Genomic DNA, 21268 nt, shown 5'->3' with positions numbered 1-21268 from the left:
ACTCGCCAATGAATATCAATACGAAAAGCACCGAGTTAGGTGTTGCGGAGAATGTCTCGTTAAGAAAAGTGGTTGTCAGCCTTTCACTGCCGATGCTGCTTTCTTCTTTAGCCACCAGCATTGCAAATGTGGGGCTACCCACGTTAACACAGGTTTTTAATGCCTCATTTCAAGACGCTCAATGGGTGGTTTTAGCCTATTTACTTGCCATCACCACATCGGCTATCACCGTAGGTCGCTTAGGCGATATCATCGATAAGCGCCGGTTGTTAAAAGGGGGGATCGGGTTATTCATCGTGGCCTCTCTGGGTTGCGCGCTGGCCCCCACCATGACGGTATTGATTAGCGCCCGCGTTCTACAAGGATTAGGGGCCGCCGTAATGATGACCGCTACGCTAGCACTGGTAGGCGAGGTTATCAGTAAGGAGAAAACAGGGCGCACTATGGGGATGCTCGGCACGATATCGGCCATAGGGACTGCACTGGGGCCATCCCTTGGCGGGATGCTGATTGGTGGATTTGGCTGGCCAGCGATGTTCCTGATAAATATTCCTTTTGGATTATTGGCATTGCTGCTGCTGTCACGCTATCTGCCAGATACCGCGCCCCCATCTCGCCCGCACCACAGCGGTTTTGATCCCGTCGGGATACTGCTTTTGGGCCTGACGTTGACGCTATATGCGCTCTCCATGACTCTGGGGCAAGGTACATTTGGTGTTCTCAATGGGGGGCTGTTGCTGGGTTCGGTAATTGGTGCCGGGGTATTTGTCCTGTTAGAACAGAAGGTTGAATTTCCACTCATTCAACCGGCAATGCTACGGCATGTCAGTCTGCGCACTGGCCTGATCACGAGCGCATTAGTCACGACCATCATGATGGCAACGTTAGTAGTAGGGCCATTTTATCTTTTACACGCGCTGGGTTTGAGCACGGAAGGCATAGGGTTAGCCATGTCTATCGGCCCGATGATAGCGGCTTTGGGCGGCGTTCCTGCGGGCTATCTTGTGGATAGATTAGGTGCCCAAACGATGGTGACTGTGGGGTTGGCGGGGATTACCGCCGGTGCTACCGTGTTGTCGATGATATCGCCAATACAGGGAGTTTTCGGCTATGTCGCCCCGGTCTGCCTGATTACTGCGGGTTATGCTATCTTCCAGGCAGCAAATAATACGCAAGTTATTAAATCTGTAGAGGCCGAAAACCGTGGAGTAGCCGCAGGTATGCTGAACCTTTCGCGTAATCTTGGGCTGATTACCGGAGCCTCAGTAATGGGAGCAATTTTTGCATTCGCTTCAGCAACTCATGATATTCAGTGGGCAACCGCAGCTGACATAACGGCCGGAATGCAGTTTACTTATATCGTCGCGGCCCTGTTAGGTGGCGTTGCACTGAGTGTTGCGACAAAATTTAACCGGTAATAATGGATTGATCATGCAATGCAATGTCTATTTTCTCTTGCTGGTCGTACCCAGAGTGATTCACAACTCTACTTTTCTACCGAAACCGCAGCAGTCGTCCGCCGATTCCACCGTTTTTGGGAAGCCATACTTTTGTTGATCATTCCCTCTCCTGAGAGTGCGATTGATGTCGATACCAGGTTGCCTGGCTGATACTCGCTAAGGCGATGAAAAATTGACCGGCAAATGCGAATATCAGTACATTTATCTTTTGTGTTCATGTTGTGATGCAGGTAGCTAATTTAATTTTTCCGTAACATACAAGTATGACAGGTATAAGTTGATGCCCTGACAAAGCATATCTCTGCTGCAACAAAATTCTCGTACCTCAAGTGCCAACACTTTAAACACAAGCCCTGTCCAGCCAGACTTAACCCCATAAATTTAGTGGGTTTTCTTCATTTTTACCAAAGCGAATATTAAAAACACTATGTAAGCATTTGTTATTAAATAATTAATTGAAACAGTTTATTTCCCTATCAAATACACATACAAAACAATAGGTAAAAACTTAATATCAGGTTTATTTATCCATATTTATCATCATGATGAAATATTTTGTTTCGGCAAGATGATTGTAAATACGCACTGTTCTTGAAACCTTACGAATCCGTTCCTGATTAAAGGATAGCTCGCGCCATTAAAAGATATGTGTATAAAAAAGTATCACTTCATTTGCAGAAAACCAAATTTAGCTAGGAGTATTTTATGAATATAAATAATGCTTGGAATATTGATGATTTAAGAAAAATAGCCAAATCAAATGTGCCATCTATTTTTTATGATTATCTTATTGGTGGTGCAAATAGTGAATCAACATTAAAAAGTAACGTGGACGATTTTGCATTGTGGGAATTGAAGCAACGTGTTCTTTCTGGTATTACCGATGTCGATTTATCTGTTCACCTTCTGGGTAATACTCATAAACTCCCTGTGATGTTGGGGCCTGTTGGTTTCGCAGGCATGTACTATAAAGATGGGGAGATTGAGGCCAGCCATGCTGCGGACAAAATGGGGATACCTCAATGCCTTTCAACATTTTCAATATGCTCAATGGAAGATGTTGCCAGTGTAAGAAAAGGCCCTCTTTATTCACAATTGTATATTTTCAAACACCGTGAATTGACGCTGGACATGCTGGAGCGTTGTAAAAAAATTGGTATCGACACCATATTTATAACGATTGATACCCCCTACACTCCTGTGCGCGAGAGAGATGAGCGCAATGGGTTTCGTGCCAGCCCTGTCCCCTCAGCTAAAATGATCCTTTCCATGTTGAGTCATCCATTCTGGTCTGTAGGCGCTATTGCTCATGGCGTGCCAAAAGTACATCAGGTTGATAAATATGAAAAACTTGGCTCCTGGATCATGGAGCAATCGGTTAAACTCGGGCGTGAAATCGATCCAACCCTGACCTAGGATGATATACGTTGGTTCCGCGAACAATGGAAAGGGAAACTGGTCGTGAAAGGTATTCTGTCTGCTCAGGATGCCCAGTTAGCGGCTGACGCAGGTGCTGATGCCATTGTTGTTTCCAATCATGGCGGACGTCAGTTAGACCCTGCCTCATCAACAATTAGAAGACTGCCGGAAATAAAAAATGCTCTTGGGGATCAGATCGAAATAATATTTGACGGAGGAATACGACGCGGCAGTGATATTATAAAAGCAATCGCATTAGGGGCTAACTGTGTCTCTCTTGGCCGAGCATATATCTATGGGCTAGGTGCTGGCGGAGAGAAAGGGGTATTGCGTTCAATTGAAATCCTAAAAAACGAAATGGAACCCGCATTAAAAATGATGGGTTTTAAAAGTATCAATGAATTACGCGATGCTGGCCCAGAGGCGCTACATTTTTTACCCAACGATCTGGGGTATAAAATAAGCACCAAGTTGATCTGACGTGCGATAAATAACGGGTTAGAGTGAGATGTTGTGGATTATAGCAAATCGAGATGTAATTCTTTTTCACTAAATGAAAAGAAAACCAGATAAAGCAATCTTATAAAAGCCTACAGGGTTTGGGCTTGAACTTTTAAGATATCCCAAAATCACGAGAATTCGATGCATTCAACCAAGCTATGTAAAGCATGGTTGGCTATCTGCTCGCCTTTAGTACCCCAGCAGAAAACTTCTCCCACGTTCCTAATAATTTTTCCGCGCCGTGCGGATTTTTTGAGCCTTTCAAATTGCGATAGAGCTTATTTTTCTTAACAAAAGCCTGTTTTGAAACCCACACGGTGCGGGAAAGGCCTTCAAATGTTCCAACCATTTGTGCCAAAGTAACTAGGAGAGTTAGCACTGATTTGGTGTGATGACAACAAGGAACATGGTTTGCTGTTTATCACCATTCTCAGCGCCAGGGATACTATCAAATATCCCAGCGCTGAGAGCGATTCAGATTCTTAACCATGAACGCCACAGCGTGGTTTGACTGATAAATTAACTGACCAGACGCCGCCGGTCGATGCGTTGCAATCCCATAGACAATAAAGTGCTTAGCACTAGTGCTAAGGCAAAGACATAAAAAATATCCAGTACCGGGTAAGCGGTGAAATCGTAATTATGGGTGCGGATAAAGTGAATAATCAGCGCATGGAAACCGTAAATCGCCAAAGAATGTCCGGCGAGCCAACTGAGCCAGGCAACAGGCTGATTCAGGCAGTTCTTGAACCACACCAGCAGCGATACGGCTGCCACAAACACCAGTGGGCCACAGTACATATAGAATGTATCAGCAAAACTGCCATTAATTCGCGTCTGCTTTTCGGTTGATATGGCAATAAATATCACACTAACGATAAACAGCAAGGCGGCTCCCCAACTGATGGCCCGCCCCTGGGTTTCGAGCATACCAACTGCCCGCCCCAACAGCGCGTACAACAGGTAATAGAAGGTATCGCCGTAGATATAGAGATTCACGGGGAGCAAGTTGAAACCATCTAATGATTGTTTACTGGTTTGCGGGTTCGCCACCACAGCCAGTAGCAACACCACCACCGCCAGATAGCGGCCCGATACCGGTTTGACGTTAATCAGCGGTGAAACCAGGTAAACCACGATAATGGCGTAGAAAAACCACAAATGATAAAACACCGGTTTTTGCAGGATATTTTTTAACGATGCCCAACCGTTGATCGGGGTTAGGGTCGAAATATAGATAAGTGCTATCACGCTGTAAAACAGCAGGCACAGCCCGATGCGGGTAAAATGCTTTTGCTGTGCGCTTTTTTCACCAAAAAACAGATAGCCGGAGATCATAAAAAACAAGGGTACACAGGCACGGGAAGCCGAATTCAGCAAATTGGCAATATCCCAGTTAACCTCCCCCACCTGCGCCCCGCTAGTGACATAATAGGTCGTGGCATGAATCATCACGACCATAATGCAAGCCACTGCCCGCAAATTATCAATCCAGCCAATCTTATTGGTCATGCATACTCTCTATCACCTGTCTGTGGGCTTAAAAACGGCAATCCATTTATGGAACCAATAATCAGGTTGCAAACAATAACGTAAATTCGACTTATACCCAAAGTAAATGAAACAGCATCAATTCGTCAGCAAACTGTTGCTATACTTTAGTATCAGCGGCAAAATAGCCGTCCTAATGCGCTCTGACTGTACATCCTGCCTGAGCGCCTCCAGTTTTTTATTATTTATTATTAATAACTTAACCTATGCAAACTTCATTCTCACCCGCGACACGTTTAGGTCGGCGGGCGCTTTTATTCCCTCTTTGTCTGGTGCTGTTCGAATTCGCCGCCTATATCGCCAACGATATGATTCAGCCCGGTATGCTGGCGGTAGTCGCCGATTTTAATGCCAGTATTGAGTGGGTTCCGACCTCCATGACTGCTTATCTGGCAGGTGGCATGTTCTTGCAATGGCTGCTCGGCCCGCTGTCGGACCGCCGTGGACGCCGCCCGGTGATGTTGGTTGGCGTGGCATTCTTTGTGGTGACATGCCTGGCTATCTTGCTGGTCAATACCATCGAACAATTTATGGTCATGCGTTTCCTGCAAGGCATCGGCTTGTGCTTTATTGGTGCGGTGGGTTACGCCACCATTCAAGAATCGTTTGAAGAAGCGGTATGTATTAAAATTACCGCGCTGATGGCAAATGTGGCATTAATTGCCCCATTACTTGGGCCTTTAGCCGGGGCAGCGATGATCCATGTTGCGCCGTGGCAGGCCATGTTTGTGCTGTTTGCCGCGCTGGGTGCGATTTCATTCGTCGGCCTGTGGCGTGCGATGCCAGAAACCGCCGCCCTGAAAGGGGAAAAACTGTCAGTTGCCCATATGTGGCGTGATTATAAGCTCGTGCTCGCCAACCGCCGTTTCCTGTGTGGCGCTCTGGCATTGGGCTTTGCCAGCCTGCCATTACTGGCGTGGATTGCTCAGTCACCGGTTATTTTGATCAGCGGCGAGCAGCTCTCTACTTTTGAATATGGTATTTTGCAGGTGCCGATTTTCGGCGCGCTTATCATAGGTAACCTGACACTGGCGCGGCTGAGTGGTAAAACCGGTATTCCACAGCTCATCCGCTATGGCGCAGGCCCGATGATTGTTGGCCTGATGACAGCAGCAGGTTCAACGCTGTATTCCTCACATGCCTACCTGTGGATGACCGCCGGGTTAAGCCTCTATGCCTTTGGTATTGGTCTGGCGAATGCCGGTCTGGTGCGGCTGACGCTGTTTTCCAGTGATGTCAGTAAAGGAACCGTATCCGCAGCGATGGGGATGATCAGTATGATGGTCTTCACCCTTGGCATCGAACTGGCCAAAGTCGCCTATCTGTGGGGAAACAGCGGTATTTTCAATCTGTTCAATCTCATCAGCGGCTTGCTGTGGCTGGGCTTGGTGATAATTTTTATTCGCCGTCAGCCGGAGGCGGTTACTGCGGAGTAGTTTATTAAGCGCTGGGAGGGATAGACCCTCCAGCGAATTTATAGCCTAAAATCAGTGTGTAATTGCGCCCAATGATTTCGTAATACGTGCTTATGAGCCTCATTCATGGGCAAAGAGGCCAACATTTCAGGCCATGTTTGACGCGCAATAATAATCGCATCGTCTAAATGGGCCTTAATAGCCGGGCAAGGTGCACTTATCCGCAATATTATTCGTATCTATTTGTATTGATTCTATTTTATCATGCGCGGAAAGTGCCCATAGGGGGATATCTCCCTTCATCAATGGGCGGGTTATCAATGCACCGGCGAGATTACCGCCAGCTCGCGCCAACAACGGAAATTCATTATCCTCATGAATTTTTAATTGCCCAACCATCATCTGCCGCAACGCCCCTTCAGGTAATAAGTTCGACAGTACCGGAGGTAGCTTTTGTTTATTAATCTGCGTCCTTTGCAGGTAACCGTGATCAATCTGCTGAGTTAAGGTAAAGGTCGGTCGCTGTGTATCCGGCATCGCGATATAATCAGGATCGAACGATAGAGCATTCCGACCGCCGGTATAGTGCACCACAACACCCACACGGATTTCCCCCAGATAAAGCGCCAGCCCTTCGACACTCTCAAGCTGTTGCGACATCGGCTAGTCCTCCAGATCTTTATATTTCTGTGTCCAGGGATCATCATTGAGCGTGATATCTTCCTTATTGACCACGCGTTCTGTCCCCATAGTCAAACGTATATCCTGCGCCTGTTCCCGGGTGAGCAGCAGCATTTCCAGATCGAAACCGGCCAATATCCGCAGAAAAGTAGAAAGGTGAATATCCCCCCCTTTCTCAAACTTGGAAACTTGCTGTTGCGTCATGCCATTGATAAGACGCATATCAGACTGTGTAAATTGTTTCTGTTGGCGAATTTCTTTTATCTGCTCGGCCACATCTAACAGCGATTTCATATCATCCCCCAGCTACATGTCTTTTGATGTATCTATAGCCAACAATGTATTTTAGGGATTAAACATCGGATATGATGTAAAAAAATCAAAATACACCTTATGAGATGTAATTTGACCACGTTACATCACTTTAGATGTATTTTAACCGAATTACACATTAGGAGATGTATTAAGAAATAGCCCACTGTCACGCAACAAATGGTCATTTCCCCGACGGCGAGTAAACCCACTGCGGTCAAAGAATTCCAGGATTTGAATCGCCAGCTTGCGGCCAATACCCAGCCGATCGCGAAAATCTGCTGCACTGGCACTGCCTTGACTGACATCCAATTCACGAATCAAATCAGCAAACTGTTCAATACGTTGGCTCAGATAGTAGCGGTCGGGAACAATTGCCGTGATGTGGCCCAGTTGTGCCGCTTTACGTAACAAACTGCGCATCTCACTTTCATCCACGGCCAATTCCACGGCCAAATCACGCACCCACCACGGATCGTCGGCAAAATAAGGGGTAACTTGTTGCCATCGTGTTTGTTCTTGTTCGGTGAATCCCAATCCATGATCGGGCAGATGCAACCAGCCTCGGGTATTTTTTAACGCACCCTGCGCCACCAGGTTATCGACCAAACGGAATACCAGCCCTTCGTCCAGTGTCGGCAGCGCCATGCGGCGCAACCGCGCCCGCCCTAATCCTAACTGATCACTATGCTGTTGATGGTAGAGACATAAAACATGCAATAAGGTTTGTTGTGCTTGCTGAGCATGGGGGCTAGACAGAGCAATATCACCGGCTACCACACAATCAGTAGCAGCCAGCAATGTTGCCATATCTTGCACATTAAGCTGACGTGCCCAACTAAACTGACGCAAAGAAATCGGCCCTTGTGCCAAATGCAACGCCAGCACCTCAGGATCGCTCTTCGCTTGCGCTAACGCGGTTAACCACGCCAAAAATGCCGGTTGCCGTTTCCCCCGTTTTGGCACCGCCAGATGAATAACACGCGCCCCACCCAATGTCTTTTTCGCGGCAATATCCCGCAGAATCAGCCGATCATTCTCAGCCAACCACAAGGGGCTATCCAGCAGTAGCTCAGCCAGTATCAATTGGGATTGGCAGCCCTCCGGTTGAGGGGGGCTAAGCAATGAAAAGCGCCCGGTAATATGGCTGGCGGCATGATGCAAATGCAGCGGTTGCCAGTGCTGTATGGGTTCATCTGCATCGACGACGACCAGCACTTTATCAACGAATTCCGGTGGCTGTTGGGCTAATAGCCAGTCACCACGATTGACCTGTTGTTTGCTAGTATCACCGGAGATATTCAGGGCAATGCGCTGACCAGCCTGCGCGTGCTGGGTATCCTGGTTTTGAGCGTGTATACCTCGCACCCGCACAGGGCAATTGCTGCCCGTGAGCCATAAGGTATCCCCCACCGCCACTTTGCCCGCTAACGCCGTCCCCGTGACCACTAACCCCGCGCCTTTCACACTGAATGCGCGGTCAATAGCCAGACGAAACCGCCGTGATAACCGGTGACTATTTTCATCTTGCTGCTGGCATTGCGTCAGATGCTCGCGCAATTCACTGATGCCCAGATCGGCCGTAGCCGCAGTGACAAACAGAGTAACTTGCTCGATTTCCCAGCCTTGGGCTAACAACTCAGCCATCACTTGCTGGCGTACTTGCGCAAGACGCTCGTCATCCACTTTATCGGATTTAGTCAGCGCCACCGTCAATGTCGGGCGGCCCGTCAGCCGCAGGACGGCCAGATGCTCGCGGGTTTGTGCCATCACGCCATCATCACAGGCCACCACCAGCAAAGCATGGTCGATACCACCGACGCCAGCCAACATATTGGCAAGAAATTTCTCATGTCCGGGGACATCAATAAACCCAATAATGCTGCCATCTGATTGCGGCCAGTAGGCATAACCCAAATCAATAGTCATCCCGCGCTGCTTTTCTTCCGGTAAGCGGTCTGCATTAACCCCGGTAAGTGCCTGTAACAGCGTGGTTTTACCGTGATCGACATGACCCGCGGTTGCAATAATCATGGTGCCAACTCCCTGAGCAACGCTGCCTCATCCTCCAAACAGCGCAAATCTAACCATACACGCCCATCGGCCACGCGGCCAATGATGGGTTTAGCCAATCCACGCCAACGCCTTGTGAGTGCTTCCAGAGCGCTTCCACGTCCCTCTTTAGGGGTAAATGTTACTGCCCAACTGGGTAACCGGTCTACAGGTAATGAGCCACTGCCTATCTGCGACCAGCATGGCTCTACCGCCAGTGTAAACTCAGCGCCATAGCTGTCATTAAGGGCGGCCAGCACCCGCTGCGCACTCTCGGCAATATCTTGCGCCGGACGCGTCAGCAGCCGCATTGTCGGTAACAATTCGGTCAAACGATCGGGCTGCTGATAGAGGCGCAAGGTCGCATCCAGTGCAGCCAGTGTCATTTTATCGGCCCGAAGCACCCGCTTGAGCGGATGTTGCTGCAATTGATCAATCCACTGTTTTTTACCGAGAATGATCCCTGCCTGAGGGCCGCCGAGCAGCTTATCCCCTGAAAAAGTCACCAAATCGACGCCCGCTGCAATTAACTGCTGCGGCATCGGTTCCGCCGGTAAGCCGTAGCGGGTCATATCCACCAGCGAACCACTGCCCAGATCTGTTGCGGTCGGAATCGCAAATTCATGCCCCAACGCAGCCAGTTGCTGCTCCGCCACCGAGGCCGTAAAGCCCTCAATACTGTAATTGCTGGTATGCACTTTCATCAGCAAACCAGTGTGTTCGCTAATGGCCTGACGGTAATCTTTCAGATGAGTTCGGTTGGTGGTACCGACTTCAACCAGCTCACAACCGGCCTGACGCATCACATCCGGGACACGAAAAGCGCCGCCAATCTCCACCAGTTCACCCCGGGAAACCACCACCTGCTTGCCGGCAGCCATGACAGTCAGCAGCAAAAATACCGCAGCAGCATTATTATTAACGATGCAGGCATCTTCCGCGCCAGTCAGTTCGCAGAGTAAATCGGCTACCGCGCGATCACGATGGCCACGACCTGCACCACTCAGGGAGTATTCGAGGGTAACCGCGCCGCGCATGGCATCAGTTACCGCAGCAATAGCGGATTCCGCTAAAGGTGCTCGCCCTAGATTGGTGTGTAAAACGGTGCCGGAGAGGTTAAAGACGGGTTTTAATGCGGGTTGACGTTGGTTCAGCCGCTGACGTAAAGCCGCAGGCCAGTCCGCACACCAATCAGCCAACGTATGGAATTGGCGGATATATTCACGGGCTTCAGCCTGCATCAAACGCAGGTTTTCAGTTAACAAGGCTGCGCCATATTCATCCAGCAAAGGGGCCATTTCTGGCGCTCGCAGCAAGCTGTCTATGGCGGGTAACTGACTGTAAAGATGATGGGGTTCTGCGCTCATAGCCACTCAAATCAGGGGTAATAAGGAAAAGTTATTCCCCAGGAAACAAAAAGGGGTTAATACTGCTACGGGCAAACCCTTCGCCTTCCATCTTAGCATCAAGAATCAGTGAGGCTAAATCGTCTGCCACCGCTTCCACCATCGGGTCTTTTTCCTGATATAAGATTTTCAGGTAAGTGCCGCAATCGCCACAACTTTCCGCTTTCACCGCGGCTAATTCGCTGTCCAGCGACCAGTAGTTCAAATCACGGGTCTGCTCGCAATTACTGCATTTAATCCGCACCACATGCCACTCACTTTCACACAAGTTGCAGTGCAAATAACGTAAACCGTTTTGCGTGCCGATATGTACCACACTGGATACCGGAATACTGCCGCACACCGGGCAGAATTGGCGATGTTCACCATATTCGGCCCGCGCTTTACCCGGAATTTGGCTCGCCATCTGCGCCCAATACAAGGATAGCGCAGCCCAGATAAAGGGCGCTTTTTCGCTGCCAACATCGGCAAATTCGCGATTTAACAGTGCGTCTGCGTACAATTCCAGCTCATGTACTGACGACTTATCCAGATTATCCAGCACCGCCACGATATGATCGGGGGCATCATGGCGTAATTCGGCAATCAATGCTGATAGTAGCTTGCGCCAGTGATCGGTGCGCGGAAAAACACTCAAATCTAGCGGCGGTTTACCGCTGGCCGCAGATTGTGCCAACTCAGCCTGCATATCCAACACCAGCGGGTGGTCATGCAGTGCTTTTTGCTGCGCTTGGGTAATTTTGGCAGCAAAATCCAGATAATCCGCTAACGGGTTATCCAGCGCTAACTGCTGTAAACGTTCGGTTCGCCGGGTATACAGGCTTTTTAAATTCGCGAAAAGTAACGGCGGGATATTCCCCGCCGTTGTACCTTTTTCGCTCTGTTTACCTAATTGATCTTTAGGGACAATGCGAATACTCATCAGGGTTTCTCTTCCTGTTTGTTCTGAAGCTGCCGTTTGGCATTGACCTCGCGATACCAACGCGGATGGTGCTTTTTAGCCCATGCTGCGGGTACCCAACCTTCTACCATCGCGGTAATGGTGCCTTTCACCCACAAGGCGGCATAAATATGCACCATAATCACGATAATCAATCCTACTGCGGCCAACGAATGCACCAGCAGCGCCAGACGAATCAGTGGGATCGGGAAAGAGGGCGCAAAATAAGGCCGCCAAATTACCACGCCACTGGCCAGCAATAACACCAGGCTGATAATAGCAGCCCAGAATACGCATTTCTGGCCAAAATTATAGCGCCCCGTGTCACCCACTTCCTCATTCATGGCAATTTTATGGATATTTTTAGCCCACTCCAGGTCTTCCTTGTTGATCAGGTTATGTTTCCAGTAACGGAAAAACATGATGAGGAAGGCTGCGAACATAATCACCCCGGCGAAGGGGTGAAGGATGCGCGCCAACTGTGGCGTACCAAAAATATTCATCAACCAGTTAAATGATGGGAAGAAGAACCCCAGACCACTGATGGCAGCTAATATAAAACAAAAAGCCACTATCCAGTGGTTGATTCGCTCCGGCGCACTGTAGCGCTGGATACGCTTTTCTTTTTTCATTTCCGCGTCTCCCCGTCGTCTGAGTGTTCAGCGGTGGTAGGCTCAGGAGCCTTGGCTGCGGTATCGGAAGGCGCGGAATCCGGTTTATCGTCTTCGTCCTCTTCTTCAACCCGGTTAGGGCCGACACCCACGTAGTGGAAGATACTGGCGGCAAAGGTCGCGGCAAAGCCAATTGCGGCCAGTGGTTTCCAGATGCCTTTCCAGAAGGTGATCGTCGGGCTGATGGTCGGGTTCTCCGGTAAGCCATGATAAAGCTGAGGTTTATCCGCATGATGCAGCACATACATCACATGGGTTCCCCCAACACCCGCTGGGTCATATAACCCGGCGTTATCAAAGCCGCGCGTTTTCAGTTCGCTAACCCGGCCTGCGGCCACCTCTTTCATCGCTTCTTTAGTACCAAAGTGAATCGCCCCGGTCGGGCAGGTTTTCACACAGGCAGGTTCCTGACCCACACCGACGCGATCGACGCACAGAGTACATTTGTACACCCGGTTGTCGTCTTTGTTCATGCGCGGGACATCAAACGGGCAACCGGCGATGCAGTAACCACAACCGATACAGTGCTCTGACTGGAAGTCGACAATACCATTCGCATACTGAATGATAGCGCCTTCTGACGGACAGGCTTTCAAGCAGCCCGGATCAGCACAATGCATGCAGCCATCCTTACGGATCAGCCACTCCAGCTTGCCGCTCTCTTCGTCTTCAACTTCAGAAAAACGCATTACCGTCCATGACTTGGCGGTCAAATCGGCGGGGTTATCGTACACCCCGACGTTATGACCGACTTCATCACGGATATCATTCCACTCCGAACACGCCACCTGACAGGCTTTACAACCGATACAGGTGGTGACGTCGATAAGCTTGGCCACCTCTTGCTGGTAGTTACGATCCTGTGGCGGCGGCGTAAGGGAGTTGGTGCCGGAGCGCCGGATAATGTCTTGGGTTTGCAGTGACATAGGTTCTCTCCGTTACACCTTTTCCACGTTGACCAGAAACGCCTTGAACTCTGGCGTTTGCGTATTGGCATCACCGACAAACGGTGTCAGGGTATTGGCCAGGAAGCCTTTTTTCGCCACCCCTTCGTATCCCCAGTGGATCGGGATACCAATAGTGTCAACTTCCTGCCCATGAACATTCAGCGTACGAATACGTTTGGTCACCACGGCCTTGGCCTTGATATAGCCACGGTTGGAGCTGACTTTCACGGTATCGCCCTGCTTAATGCCCTTTTTCGCTGCCAGTTTTTCGCCAATTTCCACAAACTGTTCCGGCTGTGCGATAGCATTGAGCAGCACATGCTTGGTCCAGTAGTGGAAATGCTCGGTCAGACGATAAGTGGTACCGACATACGGGAACTGCTCATGAGAACCCATTGCGGCCAAATCGTCTTTAAAGACACGAGCGGCCGGGTTGGATATCACATTCGGGTGCAGCGGGTTGGTGCCCAGCGGCGTTTCAAATGGCTCATAATGTTCCGGGAATGGCCCTTCCGCCATTTTGTCGATGGCAAACAGACGTCCCATGCCTTCAGGCTGCATAATGAACGGCCCGACATCGCTACCCGGTGCCGCGGCACTGTAATCTGGGATATCAACGCCACCCCATTTGGCACCATCCCACTCCAGTAACTGGCGTTTCGGATCCCACGGTTTACCCTGTGGGTCAGCAGAGGCACGGTTGTACAGAATGCGGCGGTTAAGCGGCCATGCCCACGCCCAGCCCAGTGTATTGCCAAGGCCGGATGGGTCAGCGTTATCACGGCGTGCCATCTGGTTACCGGCCGGTGTCCAGCTACCGGCAAAGATCCAGCATCCACTGGCGGTAGTACCATCATCACGCAGATGAGCAAAGGTACTGAGCTGCTCGCCTTTTTTGACCAGCACTTTGCCGTCAGCATCGGTGATATCAGCCAGTGCTTTACCGTTACTTTCTTGTGCCACTTCTTCTGGCTCTGGATTGTCTGGCGTCAGATAATCCCAGGTCATATTGAGCACCTGTTCTGGCACTGCACCACCTTCGCGGCGGTACATATCACGCAAACGACTAAAGATACCCGCCAAAATGGCACCATCGTTCAATGCTTCGCCCGGTGAATCAGCACCTTTCCAGTGCCATTGCAGCCAGCGGCTGGAGTTAACAATAGAACCGTTTTCTTCAGCAAAACAACTGGATGGCAAGCGGAATACCTCGGTTTGAATTTTCGATGGATCGACATCATTAAATTCACCGTGGTTTTGCCAGAAATTCGCGGTTTCAGTATTGAGCGGGTCAATAGTCACCAAGAATTTCAGTTTCGACAGTGATGCCACTACTTTGTTTTTGTTCGGGAACGACGCGACCGGGTTAAAGCCCTGGCAAATATAGCCATTCACTTTGCCCTGCGACATCATCTCGAAATACTGCAAGACGTCGTAGCCTTTATCCCACTTAGGTAACCAGTCGTAGCCCCAGCCGTTCTCTTTCTGGGCTTTATCACCGTAGAAACTTTTCATCAGGCTGACGAAGAATTTCGGGTAATTACTCCAGTAGTTAACCTGGCCCGGTAACAAGGTTTTCGGGGTATTGGCCTTCAGATAGGTATCAATATCCGGCTGCTTTTCTGACGGCAAATTCAGGTAACCCGGCAAGCTTTGTGACAGCAAGCCCAGGTCAGTTAAGCCCTGAATATTAGAGTGACCGCGCAAGGCGTTAATACCGCCCCCGGCCATCCCCATATTGCCCAGCAGCAACTGGATCATCGCCATAGTACGGATGTTCTGCGCACCAACCGAGTGTTGTGTCCAGCCCAGCGCATACAGGAACGTGGCGGTTTTATTGGACGCACTGGTTTCGGCGAGATATTCGCAAACCTGCAAGAAATCTTCTTTTGGCGTACCGCAAATGTTGGAAACCACCTCTGGCGTGTAACGGCTGACGTGTTCTTTCAGCAAGTTCCACACACAGCGCGGGTCTTGCAGCGTGACATCGCGTTTGGCAAAGCCGTTTTCATCCAACTGGTAATTCCAGGTGGTTTTATCGTATTTGCGGTTTTCGGCGTCATAGCCACTGAACAGGCCATCATCAAAGGTAAAGTCTTCCCGCACCAGCAAGCTGGCGTTGGTATAAGCCTCAACGTATTCGCGGTTAATTTTGTTGTTGGTCATCAGATACAACAACACGCCGGACAGGAACGCGATATCGCTACCGGAACGGATTGGCGTGTAGAAATCAGCCACCGATGCAGTACGGGTAAAGCGTGGGTCTATCACCAGCAACTTGGCATTGTTGTGGATTTTGGCTTCCATCGCCCAGCGGAACCCCACCGGATGCGCTTCTGCCGCATTACCGCCCATGACGATAATTAAGTCTGCGTTCTTGATGTCAACCCAGTGGTTGGTCATCGCACCGCGACCAAATGTTGGAGCAAGACTTGCTACCGTTGGTCCGTGTCAGACACGAGCTTGGTTGTCTACGGCAAGCATGCCGAGAGCGCGACTAAATTTCTGGGTCAGATAACCCGTTTCGTTACTGGATGCCGAAGCACACAGCATACCGGTGCTCAGCCAACGGTTGACGGTCACACCCGCCTCGTTGGTCTTAATAAAGTTAGCATCGCGGTCTTCTTTCATCAGCTTGGCAATGCGGTCAAATGCATCATTCCAAGTGATGCGCTGCCATTTGTCTGAACCTGGCGCGCGGTATTCCGGGTATTTCAAGCGGCTTTCGCTGTGAATAAAATCCACCAACCCCGCGCCTTTAGGGCACAGCGCACCACGGTTGACCGGATGATCCGGGTCCCCTTCAATGTGGAAAATACTCTCTTTGGCGTTTTTTGCGCCATCGCCGAGGCTATACATCAAAAGCCCGCAACCGACGGAGCAATATGTACAGGTATTCCGCGTTTCACGGGCACGCAGCAACTTATAATTGCGCGTTTCCGCCAGCGCCACCGACGGCGTAAAGCCGAGTGCCGCGACCGTGGTTCCTGCCATACCGCCAGCGCAGATCTTAAAGAACTGCCTTCTGCTGACCTGCATGGGTCTCTCCTTCATTCATTGTCACATTATTTCCAGTTCACGCTTCCCTCAACAAAACGGGAAGCGTTAAAATCGCTCATGCGATATCACGCTTTTCAGTGTGGGATACATTTCTGTAATAACGGAATATAGCCACACTATTCTTAATGTGAATGTTACCACATTGTGATTATGGGTTATAACTTTCAGGGCCGCATAGTGAGCCAGATCAAACCTTCAGATATTGACCTCTCCACCGAAATTTGCGGTGCCAGGCAACTTAACGTGCTACAGCGCCATCAAATGGCAAAGCCACAATTGGATTGGCTGGCAGAAGAAGTGCCGGTCGCTCTGGTTTATAACGGTATTTCCCATGTGGTGATGATGGCGACTCCTAAGGGTTTAGAGGCTTTCGCGCTGGGGTTTTCGCTATCAGAAGGCATTATCAGCGCACCACAAGATATTTATGCCATTGATGTCACGCCTGGTTGTAATGGCATAGAAGTTAACATTGAGCTATCCAGCCGGCAGTTTGCCGGTTTGAAAGAGCGGCGTCGGGCGATGGCTGGACGTACCGGATGTGGTGTCTGCGGCATCGAACAACTGGCCGATATCTTCCGCCCAATCGCCCCCCTGCCGTTCACCCAAACCTATAGCCTGAATCAATTGGATAGTGCGCTGGCACAGCTCAAACAGGTACAAACAGTGGGTCAACTGACCGGTTGTACCCATGCTGCCGCCTGGATTACCCCTCAAGGTGAGTTATTAGGTGGCTGTGAAGATGTGGGCCGCCATGTGGCACTGGATAAACTGCTGGGGATTCGGGCCAAACAGCCGTGGCAGCAAGGCGCGGTGCTGGTTTCCAGCCGTGCCAGCTATGAGATGGTACAGAAAACCGCAATGTGCGGTGCAGAGATTTTATTTGCTGTTTCTGCTGCAACAACCTTAGCGGTTGAAGTTGCCGAGCGTTGTAATCTCACCCTGGTTGGCTTCAGCAAACCCGGTAGAGCAACGGTGTATACCCATCCCCAACGGGTCAGTGAATAAAAAGACCACACAATAAGTACGGCATTGATAATCATTTTCAATATCATTTAATTAACTATAATGATCCGAATGCTTACGCGGTGCTTACTTTTTTGCGCCGCCCTACACCTACGGAGACGATGATTATGAGTTACTCACTGCCATCCCTGCCTTACGCTTATGACGCCCTGGAACCCCACTTCGATAAGCAGACGATGGAAATCCATCACACCAAACACCACCAAACTTATGTTAATAATGCAAACACGGTGTTGGAGAGCTTCCCTGAGCTGGCTAAATTCAGCGTTGAAGATCTGATTAAAGATCTGGACAAAGTCCCTGCTGAAAAACGCACCTTTATGCGTAACAATGCTGGCGGCCACGCTAACCACAGCCTGTTCTGGAAAGGCCTGAAACTGGACACCACGTTGACCGGCGACCTGAAAGCGGCTATCGAGCGCGATTTTGGCAGCGTTGACAGCTTCAAAGAAAAATTTGAACAAGCTGCGGCAACGCGTTTCGGTTCAGGCTGGGCCTGGCTGGTACTGAAAGACGACGGCAAACTGGCGGTTGTTTCGACTGCTAACCAAGACAGCCCACTGATGGGTGAAGCGGTTTCTGGCGCATCAGGCTTCCCGATTGTGGGCCTGGATGTGTGGGAACACGCTTACTATCTGAAATTCCAAAACCGCCGCCCAGACTACATCAAAGCATTCTGGAATGTAGTTAACTGGGACGAAGCAGCCGCGCGTTTCGCTCAGGCTAAGTAACGAAAGCCGCTATACCCCCATAGCTCCAAGTACAAAAGATACATGCCAGCAAGGCTACTTGCTGGCATTTTTATTGCTAAAGTTTAACCATTTTCTGCCGATAGATTATACAGAAGGCGGTTGGCATTCATGAGGTAAGCCCATGAATGTAGATTTGAAACAGCGCTCTTGCCAGGGCTGCCCCACATACCACCAATCTCGTGAAATCCTCTAATAACTAGACCTCCCCCAATTTACCTAAGCTGATTGATTTGCAGCAAAACACCACATAACGGAGAAGAACATGGCAGCATTTAGCAAAGTTTTTAGTCACTTTGAAAACGTAAAAGTCGGCAAAAAGCTAGGATTAAGCTTTTTCCTGATGTTGTTGTTAGTGGGGATCATTGCTGGCACCACCGCATATCATTTCTCCGTCATTGAAGAACATGCTTATAAAGTCAACTTGAGTTACAACATTAATGATGAAGCCAACCAAGCCAAATATAACCGTGCGCTATATGAACGCACCTATGACTTGAAATACATCAAGGAAAACTCAGGATATATCAATAAGATAAAAACCTTACTGATTCAAAGTGAAGAGCTTGACTGGTCGGAAAATAATCGTAAAACAATCAATAGCATTGCTGATGTGGTAGAAGAATATCTGCAACAACAAAGCAATTTTGTGAATGCTGTGGCCCATAAAGACGATGTACGTAAAAGTTGGAATATCTCTGAAACACAGAAGAACCTCAATGAATTACAGCAAAGTTTGCTCAATGAAGGCGCGGATACCCATACTCAAATTCTACTGGCAGAAATGAATCAAAAACTCATGACCGTGCGCTATAACGCGCGAGGTTTATTACTGGATCGCAACCAAGATGCAGAGTCTTCGTTAATTACCTCGATCAATATTGCCAACAGTGCGGCAAATGCTTTCATGCCAGTGTTATCAGCCGATCAGCAAAAACTATTAGCTCCGGTCATCTCCAGTCTCAGCGCCTATAAAGACAACGTATTAGCCTATTTACCGGCTTATCAGCAAGAGCTGGCAGTGGGTAAAGTGATGGAAGAGAATGCCAATGAATTGAATAGGTTGGCCACTCATTTGTTCACCCAAGAACTGCAAGGCACGCATGACGAAATCAATAATGCGCAGTTACAGTTAACCATTACGGCTATTGTCGCGCTGCTATTGGGTTTATTGATTTCATGGCGCATGACCCGTCAAATTACTGTGCCACTGCGCACCACGTTAGCGATGGCAGAGCGCATTGCCACTGGCGATTTAACTGCTGCGGCAACCTCAACTCGCACCGATGAACTGGGCCTGCTAATGAATGCCGTTGCCCGCATGAATGAAAACCTGCGCGCTATGATTGATGAAATTCGCGTCGGCGTTAGTCAGGTATCTCATGCCTCTGGCGAAATTGCGGCAGGCAATACTGACCTCTCCTCGCGTACCGAGCAGCAAGCCGCCGCCGTAGAAGAAACAGCCGCCAGCATGGAGCAACTGAACGCGACGGTGAAACAAAATGCAGATAATGCACATCATGCCAATCAGCTGGCAACAGAGGCTTCAGATACCGCACAACAGGGCGGCAAACTGGTTAACGATGTGGTGCGCACCATGAACGACATCTCCGGCAGCTCCAAACGCATCGCTGAGATTACCTCGGTAATTAACAGTATCGCTTTCCAGACCAATATTCTGGCGCTAAATGCGGCGGTTGAAGCGGCGCGTGCCGGCGAGCAAGGCCGTGGTTTTGCCGTCGTCGCCAGCGAAGTTCGTAATTTGGCACAACGCAGTGCACAAGCCGCCAAAGAGATTGAAGGGCTGATTGGTGAATCTGTAAGCCAGGTGAATAGCGGAACCACGCTAGTACAAAATGCCGGGCAAACAATGGAAAACATCGTTCGTTCAGTGACCCATGTGCGCGATATCATGGCGGAAATCGCCTCAGCATCAGATGAGCAAAGCCGTGGTATCACACAGGTCAGCCTGGCTATTTCAGAAATGGACAGCACCACTCAGCAAAATGCCGCATTAGTGGAAGAATCGGCTGCCGCAGCTAATTCACTGGCAGAACAAGCCATTTTGCTGGCGCAGGCGGTGGCAGTGTTCCGCCTAACTGATACCGAAACCGAAACTGTTGCTGCCCAGCATAAGGCTACACCTTCTCCCCGCACTGGCTCGCAAAGCAGCAGAGTGACCCAGCAAGATAATTGGGAAACCTTCTAATTACCCGGCGGGAATAGCCCTGACAGCTATTCCTGCACTTCCCATTACTTTTCTCAATCCCATCGATAACTCCTTTTATCTTGGAACCTTGTCATCGAGCAGGGTATTCTGACTCTCCCTTCCACACCCAGACAAGGAGAGCAAATGAAGTATCCACAGGTTTATATCGGTAAAATTGAACCCTACAGCGGCAGTTCCCCAAGTGCCATTGGTAAACGCCAGGTGCAGGGTGGCATCATGCTGACAACTCTGGGATTGGAAGGGGATCAGCAGGCAGAAACACGCTTTCACGGCGGGCCGGACCGCGCCTTATGCCATTACCCACGCGAGCATTACACTCACTGGGCACAGCAATTCCCCGCACAAGAAGATATTTTCTCTACCCCGGCCTATGGCGAGAACATTTCAACCCTCGGTATGACTGAACAAAACGTCTATATGGGGGATATCTACCGCTGGGGAGGTGCCATTATTCAGGTGACGCAACCGCGCTCACCTTGCTATAAACTCAATTTCCATTTTGCTATCGAGGATATGTCGGTGCTGATGCAGCAAACTGGCTACTGCGGTTGGCTATATCGCGTGATTTCCGCAGGCATTGTCAGTGAGGGCCATCCATTAGAGCTACTGGCTCGCACCAGTGACGTCTCCGTGGCACAAGCTATCGCCATTGCCTGGCACATGCCATTCGACGAAGAGCAGTATCGCCGCTTGTTGTCGGTATCGGGCTTATCGGCCAGTTGGAGTAAAACCATGCTGACCCGCCTTTCCCTGGGAAAGATAGAAGACTTTAATCGGCGGTTGCGCGGCTCTTGATAGATTAATTATCAAACGATAAAAATACGCTGTTGCCAAGGATGGCAAATTATCTG

General features: G+C 49.7%; 15 protein-coding genes and 1 pseudogene. 7 read left to right on the top strand and 9 right to left on the bottom strand.

What is annotated here, in order from left to right:
- Positions 1–8: 8 nt before the first annotated feature.
- Both AT01_RS12650 and AT01_RS22290 read left to right on the top strand, forming a co-directional pair.
- Entirely contained in the window at positions 9–1418 is a 1410-nt protein-coding gene (locus AT01_RS12650) for an MFS transporter (RefSeq protein WP_042547401.1), read from the top strand.
- 747 nt (positions 1419–2165) lie between these two features.
- A pseudogene (locus AT01_RS22290) lies at positions 2166–3359 on the top strand (alpha-hydroxy acid oxidase).
- A gap of 540 nt (positions 3360–3899) precedes the next feature.
- Here the strand turns inward: AT01_RS22290 and AT01_RS12640 are convergent.
- Positions 3900–4892: an acyltransferase gene (locus tag AT01_RS12640; protein WP_042547400.1), complete on the bottom strand. Its 993-nt coding sequence runs from the start codon at positions 4890–4892 to the stop codon at positions 3900–3902.
- Between the two features lie 245 nt (positions 4893–5137).
- Here AT01_RS12640 and AT01_RS12635 point away from each other — a divergent pair, with 245 nt between their 5' ends.
- Positions 5138–6367: an MFS transporter gene (locus AT01_RS12635; protein WP_042547399.1), complete on the top strand. Its 1230-nt coding sequence runs from the start codon at positions 5138–5140 to the stop codon at positions 6365–6367.
- A 174-nt stretch (positions 6368–6541) separates the two neighbouring features.
- On the opposite strand, the gene AT01_RS12630 is transcribed toward AT01_RS12635, so the two are convergent.
- The 8 genes from AT01_RS12630 to fdnG all read right to left on the bottom strand — a co-directional run bounded on the left by AT01_RS12630 (position 6542) and on the right by fdnG (position 16394).
- On the bottom strand, positions 6542–7006 hold the full coding sequence (locus AT01_RS12630) for a HipA N-terminal domain-containing protein (RefSeq protein WP_235427137.1): 465 nt from the start codon (positions 7004–7006) through the stop codon (positions 6542–6544).
- A gap of 3 nt (positions 7007–7009) precedes the next feature.
- Positions 7010–7321 (bottom strand): helix-turn-helix domain-containing protein, encoded by a 312-nt coding sequence (locus AT01_RS12625; RefSeq protein WP_042547398.1) that lies wholly within the window; start codon positions 7319–7321, stop codon positions 7010–7012.
- Positions 7322–7471: 150 nt separating this feature from the next.
- Positions 7472–9373, bottom strand: coding sequence for a selenocysteine-specific translation elongation factor (gene selB / locus AT01_RS12620; protein ID WP_042547397.1), 1902 nt, complete (start codon positions 9371–9373; stop codon positions 7472–7474).
- A complete protein-coding gene (selA, locus tag AT01_RS12615; protein WP_042547396.1) occupies positions 9370–10758 on the bottom strand; it encodes an L-seryl-tRNA(Sec) selenium transferase in 1389 nt (462 codons plus the stop codon). The genes selB and selA overlap by 4 nt, the downstream gene beginning before the upstream one ends.
- A gap of 31 nt (positions 10759–10789) precedes the next feature.
- On the bottom strand, positions 10790–11719 hold the full coding sequence (fdhE, locus tag AT01_RS12610) for a formate dehydrogenase accessory protein FdhE (RefSeq protein ID WP_042547395.1): 930 nt from the start codon (positions 11717–11719) through the stop codon (positions 10790–10792).
- On the bottom strand, positions 11719–12369 hold the full coding sequence (gene fdoI, locus AT01_RS12605; RefSeq protein ID WP_042547394.1) for a formate dehydrogenase cytochrome b556 subunit: 651 nt from the start codon (positions 12367–12369) through the stop codon (positions 11719–11721). The genes fdhE and fdoI overlap by 1 nt, the downstream gene beginning before the upstream one ends.
- Positions 12366–13334 carry a formate dehydrogenase subunit beta gene (gene fdxH / locus AT01_RS12600; protein WP_042547393.1) on the bottom strand — a complete coding sequence of 323 codons (969 nt, stop codon included), beginning with the start codon at positions 13332–13334 and terminating at the stop codon, positions 12366–12368. Before fdxH ends, fdoI begins: the two co-directional genes overlap by 4 nt.
- Before the next feature lie 12 nt (positions 13335–13346).
- Positions 13347–16394 (bottom strand): formate dehydrogenase-N subunit alpha, encoded by a 3048-nt coding sequence (gene fdnG, locus AT01_RS12595; protein WP_144404935.1) that lies wholly within the window; start codon positions 16392–16394, stop codon positions 13347–13349.
- Positions 16395–16565: 171 nt separating this feature from the next.
- On the opposite strand from fdnG, the gene fdhD reads away from it, so the two are divergent.
- The 4 genes from fdhD to yiiM all read left to right on the top strand — a co-directional run bounded on the left by fdhD (position 16566) and on the right by yiiM (position 21212).
- Positions 16566–17420 carry a formate dehydrogenase accessory sulfurtransferase FdhD gene (fdhD, locus tag AT01_RS12585; RefSeq protein ID WP_071841517.1) on the top strand — a complete coding sequence of 285 codons (855 nt, stop codon included), beginning with the start codon at positions 16566–16568 and terminating at the stop codon, positions 17418–17420.
- 125 nt (positions 17421–17545) lie between these two features.
- A complete protein-coding gene (gene sodA, locus AT01_RS12580) occupies positions 17546–18169 on the top strand; it encodes a superoxide dismutase [Mn] (RefSeq protein ID WP_042548611.1) in 624 nt (207 codons plus the stop codon).
- Positions 18170–18452: 283 nt separating this feature from the next.
- The gene (locus tag AT01_RS12575) at positions 18453–20396 is read left to right on the top strand and encodes a methyl-accepting chemotaxis protein (RefSeq protein WP_042547390.1); all 1944 of its coding nucleotides are present in this window, start codon (positions 18453–18455) and stop codon (positions 20394–20396) included.
- A 144-nt stretch (positions 20397–20540) separates the two neighbouring features.
- Positions 20541–21212: a 6-hydroxyaminopurine reductase gene (yiiM, locus tag AT01_RS12570; RefSeq protein ID WP_004699530.1), complete on the top strand. Its 672-nt coding sequence runs from the start codon at positions 20541–20543 to the stop codon at positions 21210–21212.
- Positions 21213–21268 lie beyond the last annotated feature (56 nt).

Source organism: Yersinia aldovae 670-83, assembly GCF_000834395.1.
Classification (GTDB): domain Bacteria; phylum Pseudomonadota; class Gammaproteobacteria; order Enterobacterales; family Enterobacteriaceae; genus Yersinia; species Yersinia aldovae.
The sequence above is the reverse complement of the archived record's forward strand: the minus strand, read 5'-3'. Positions and strand labels throughout refer to the sequence as shown.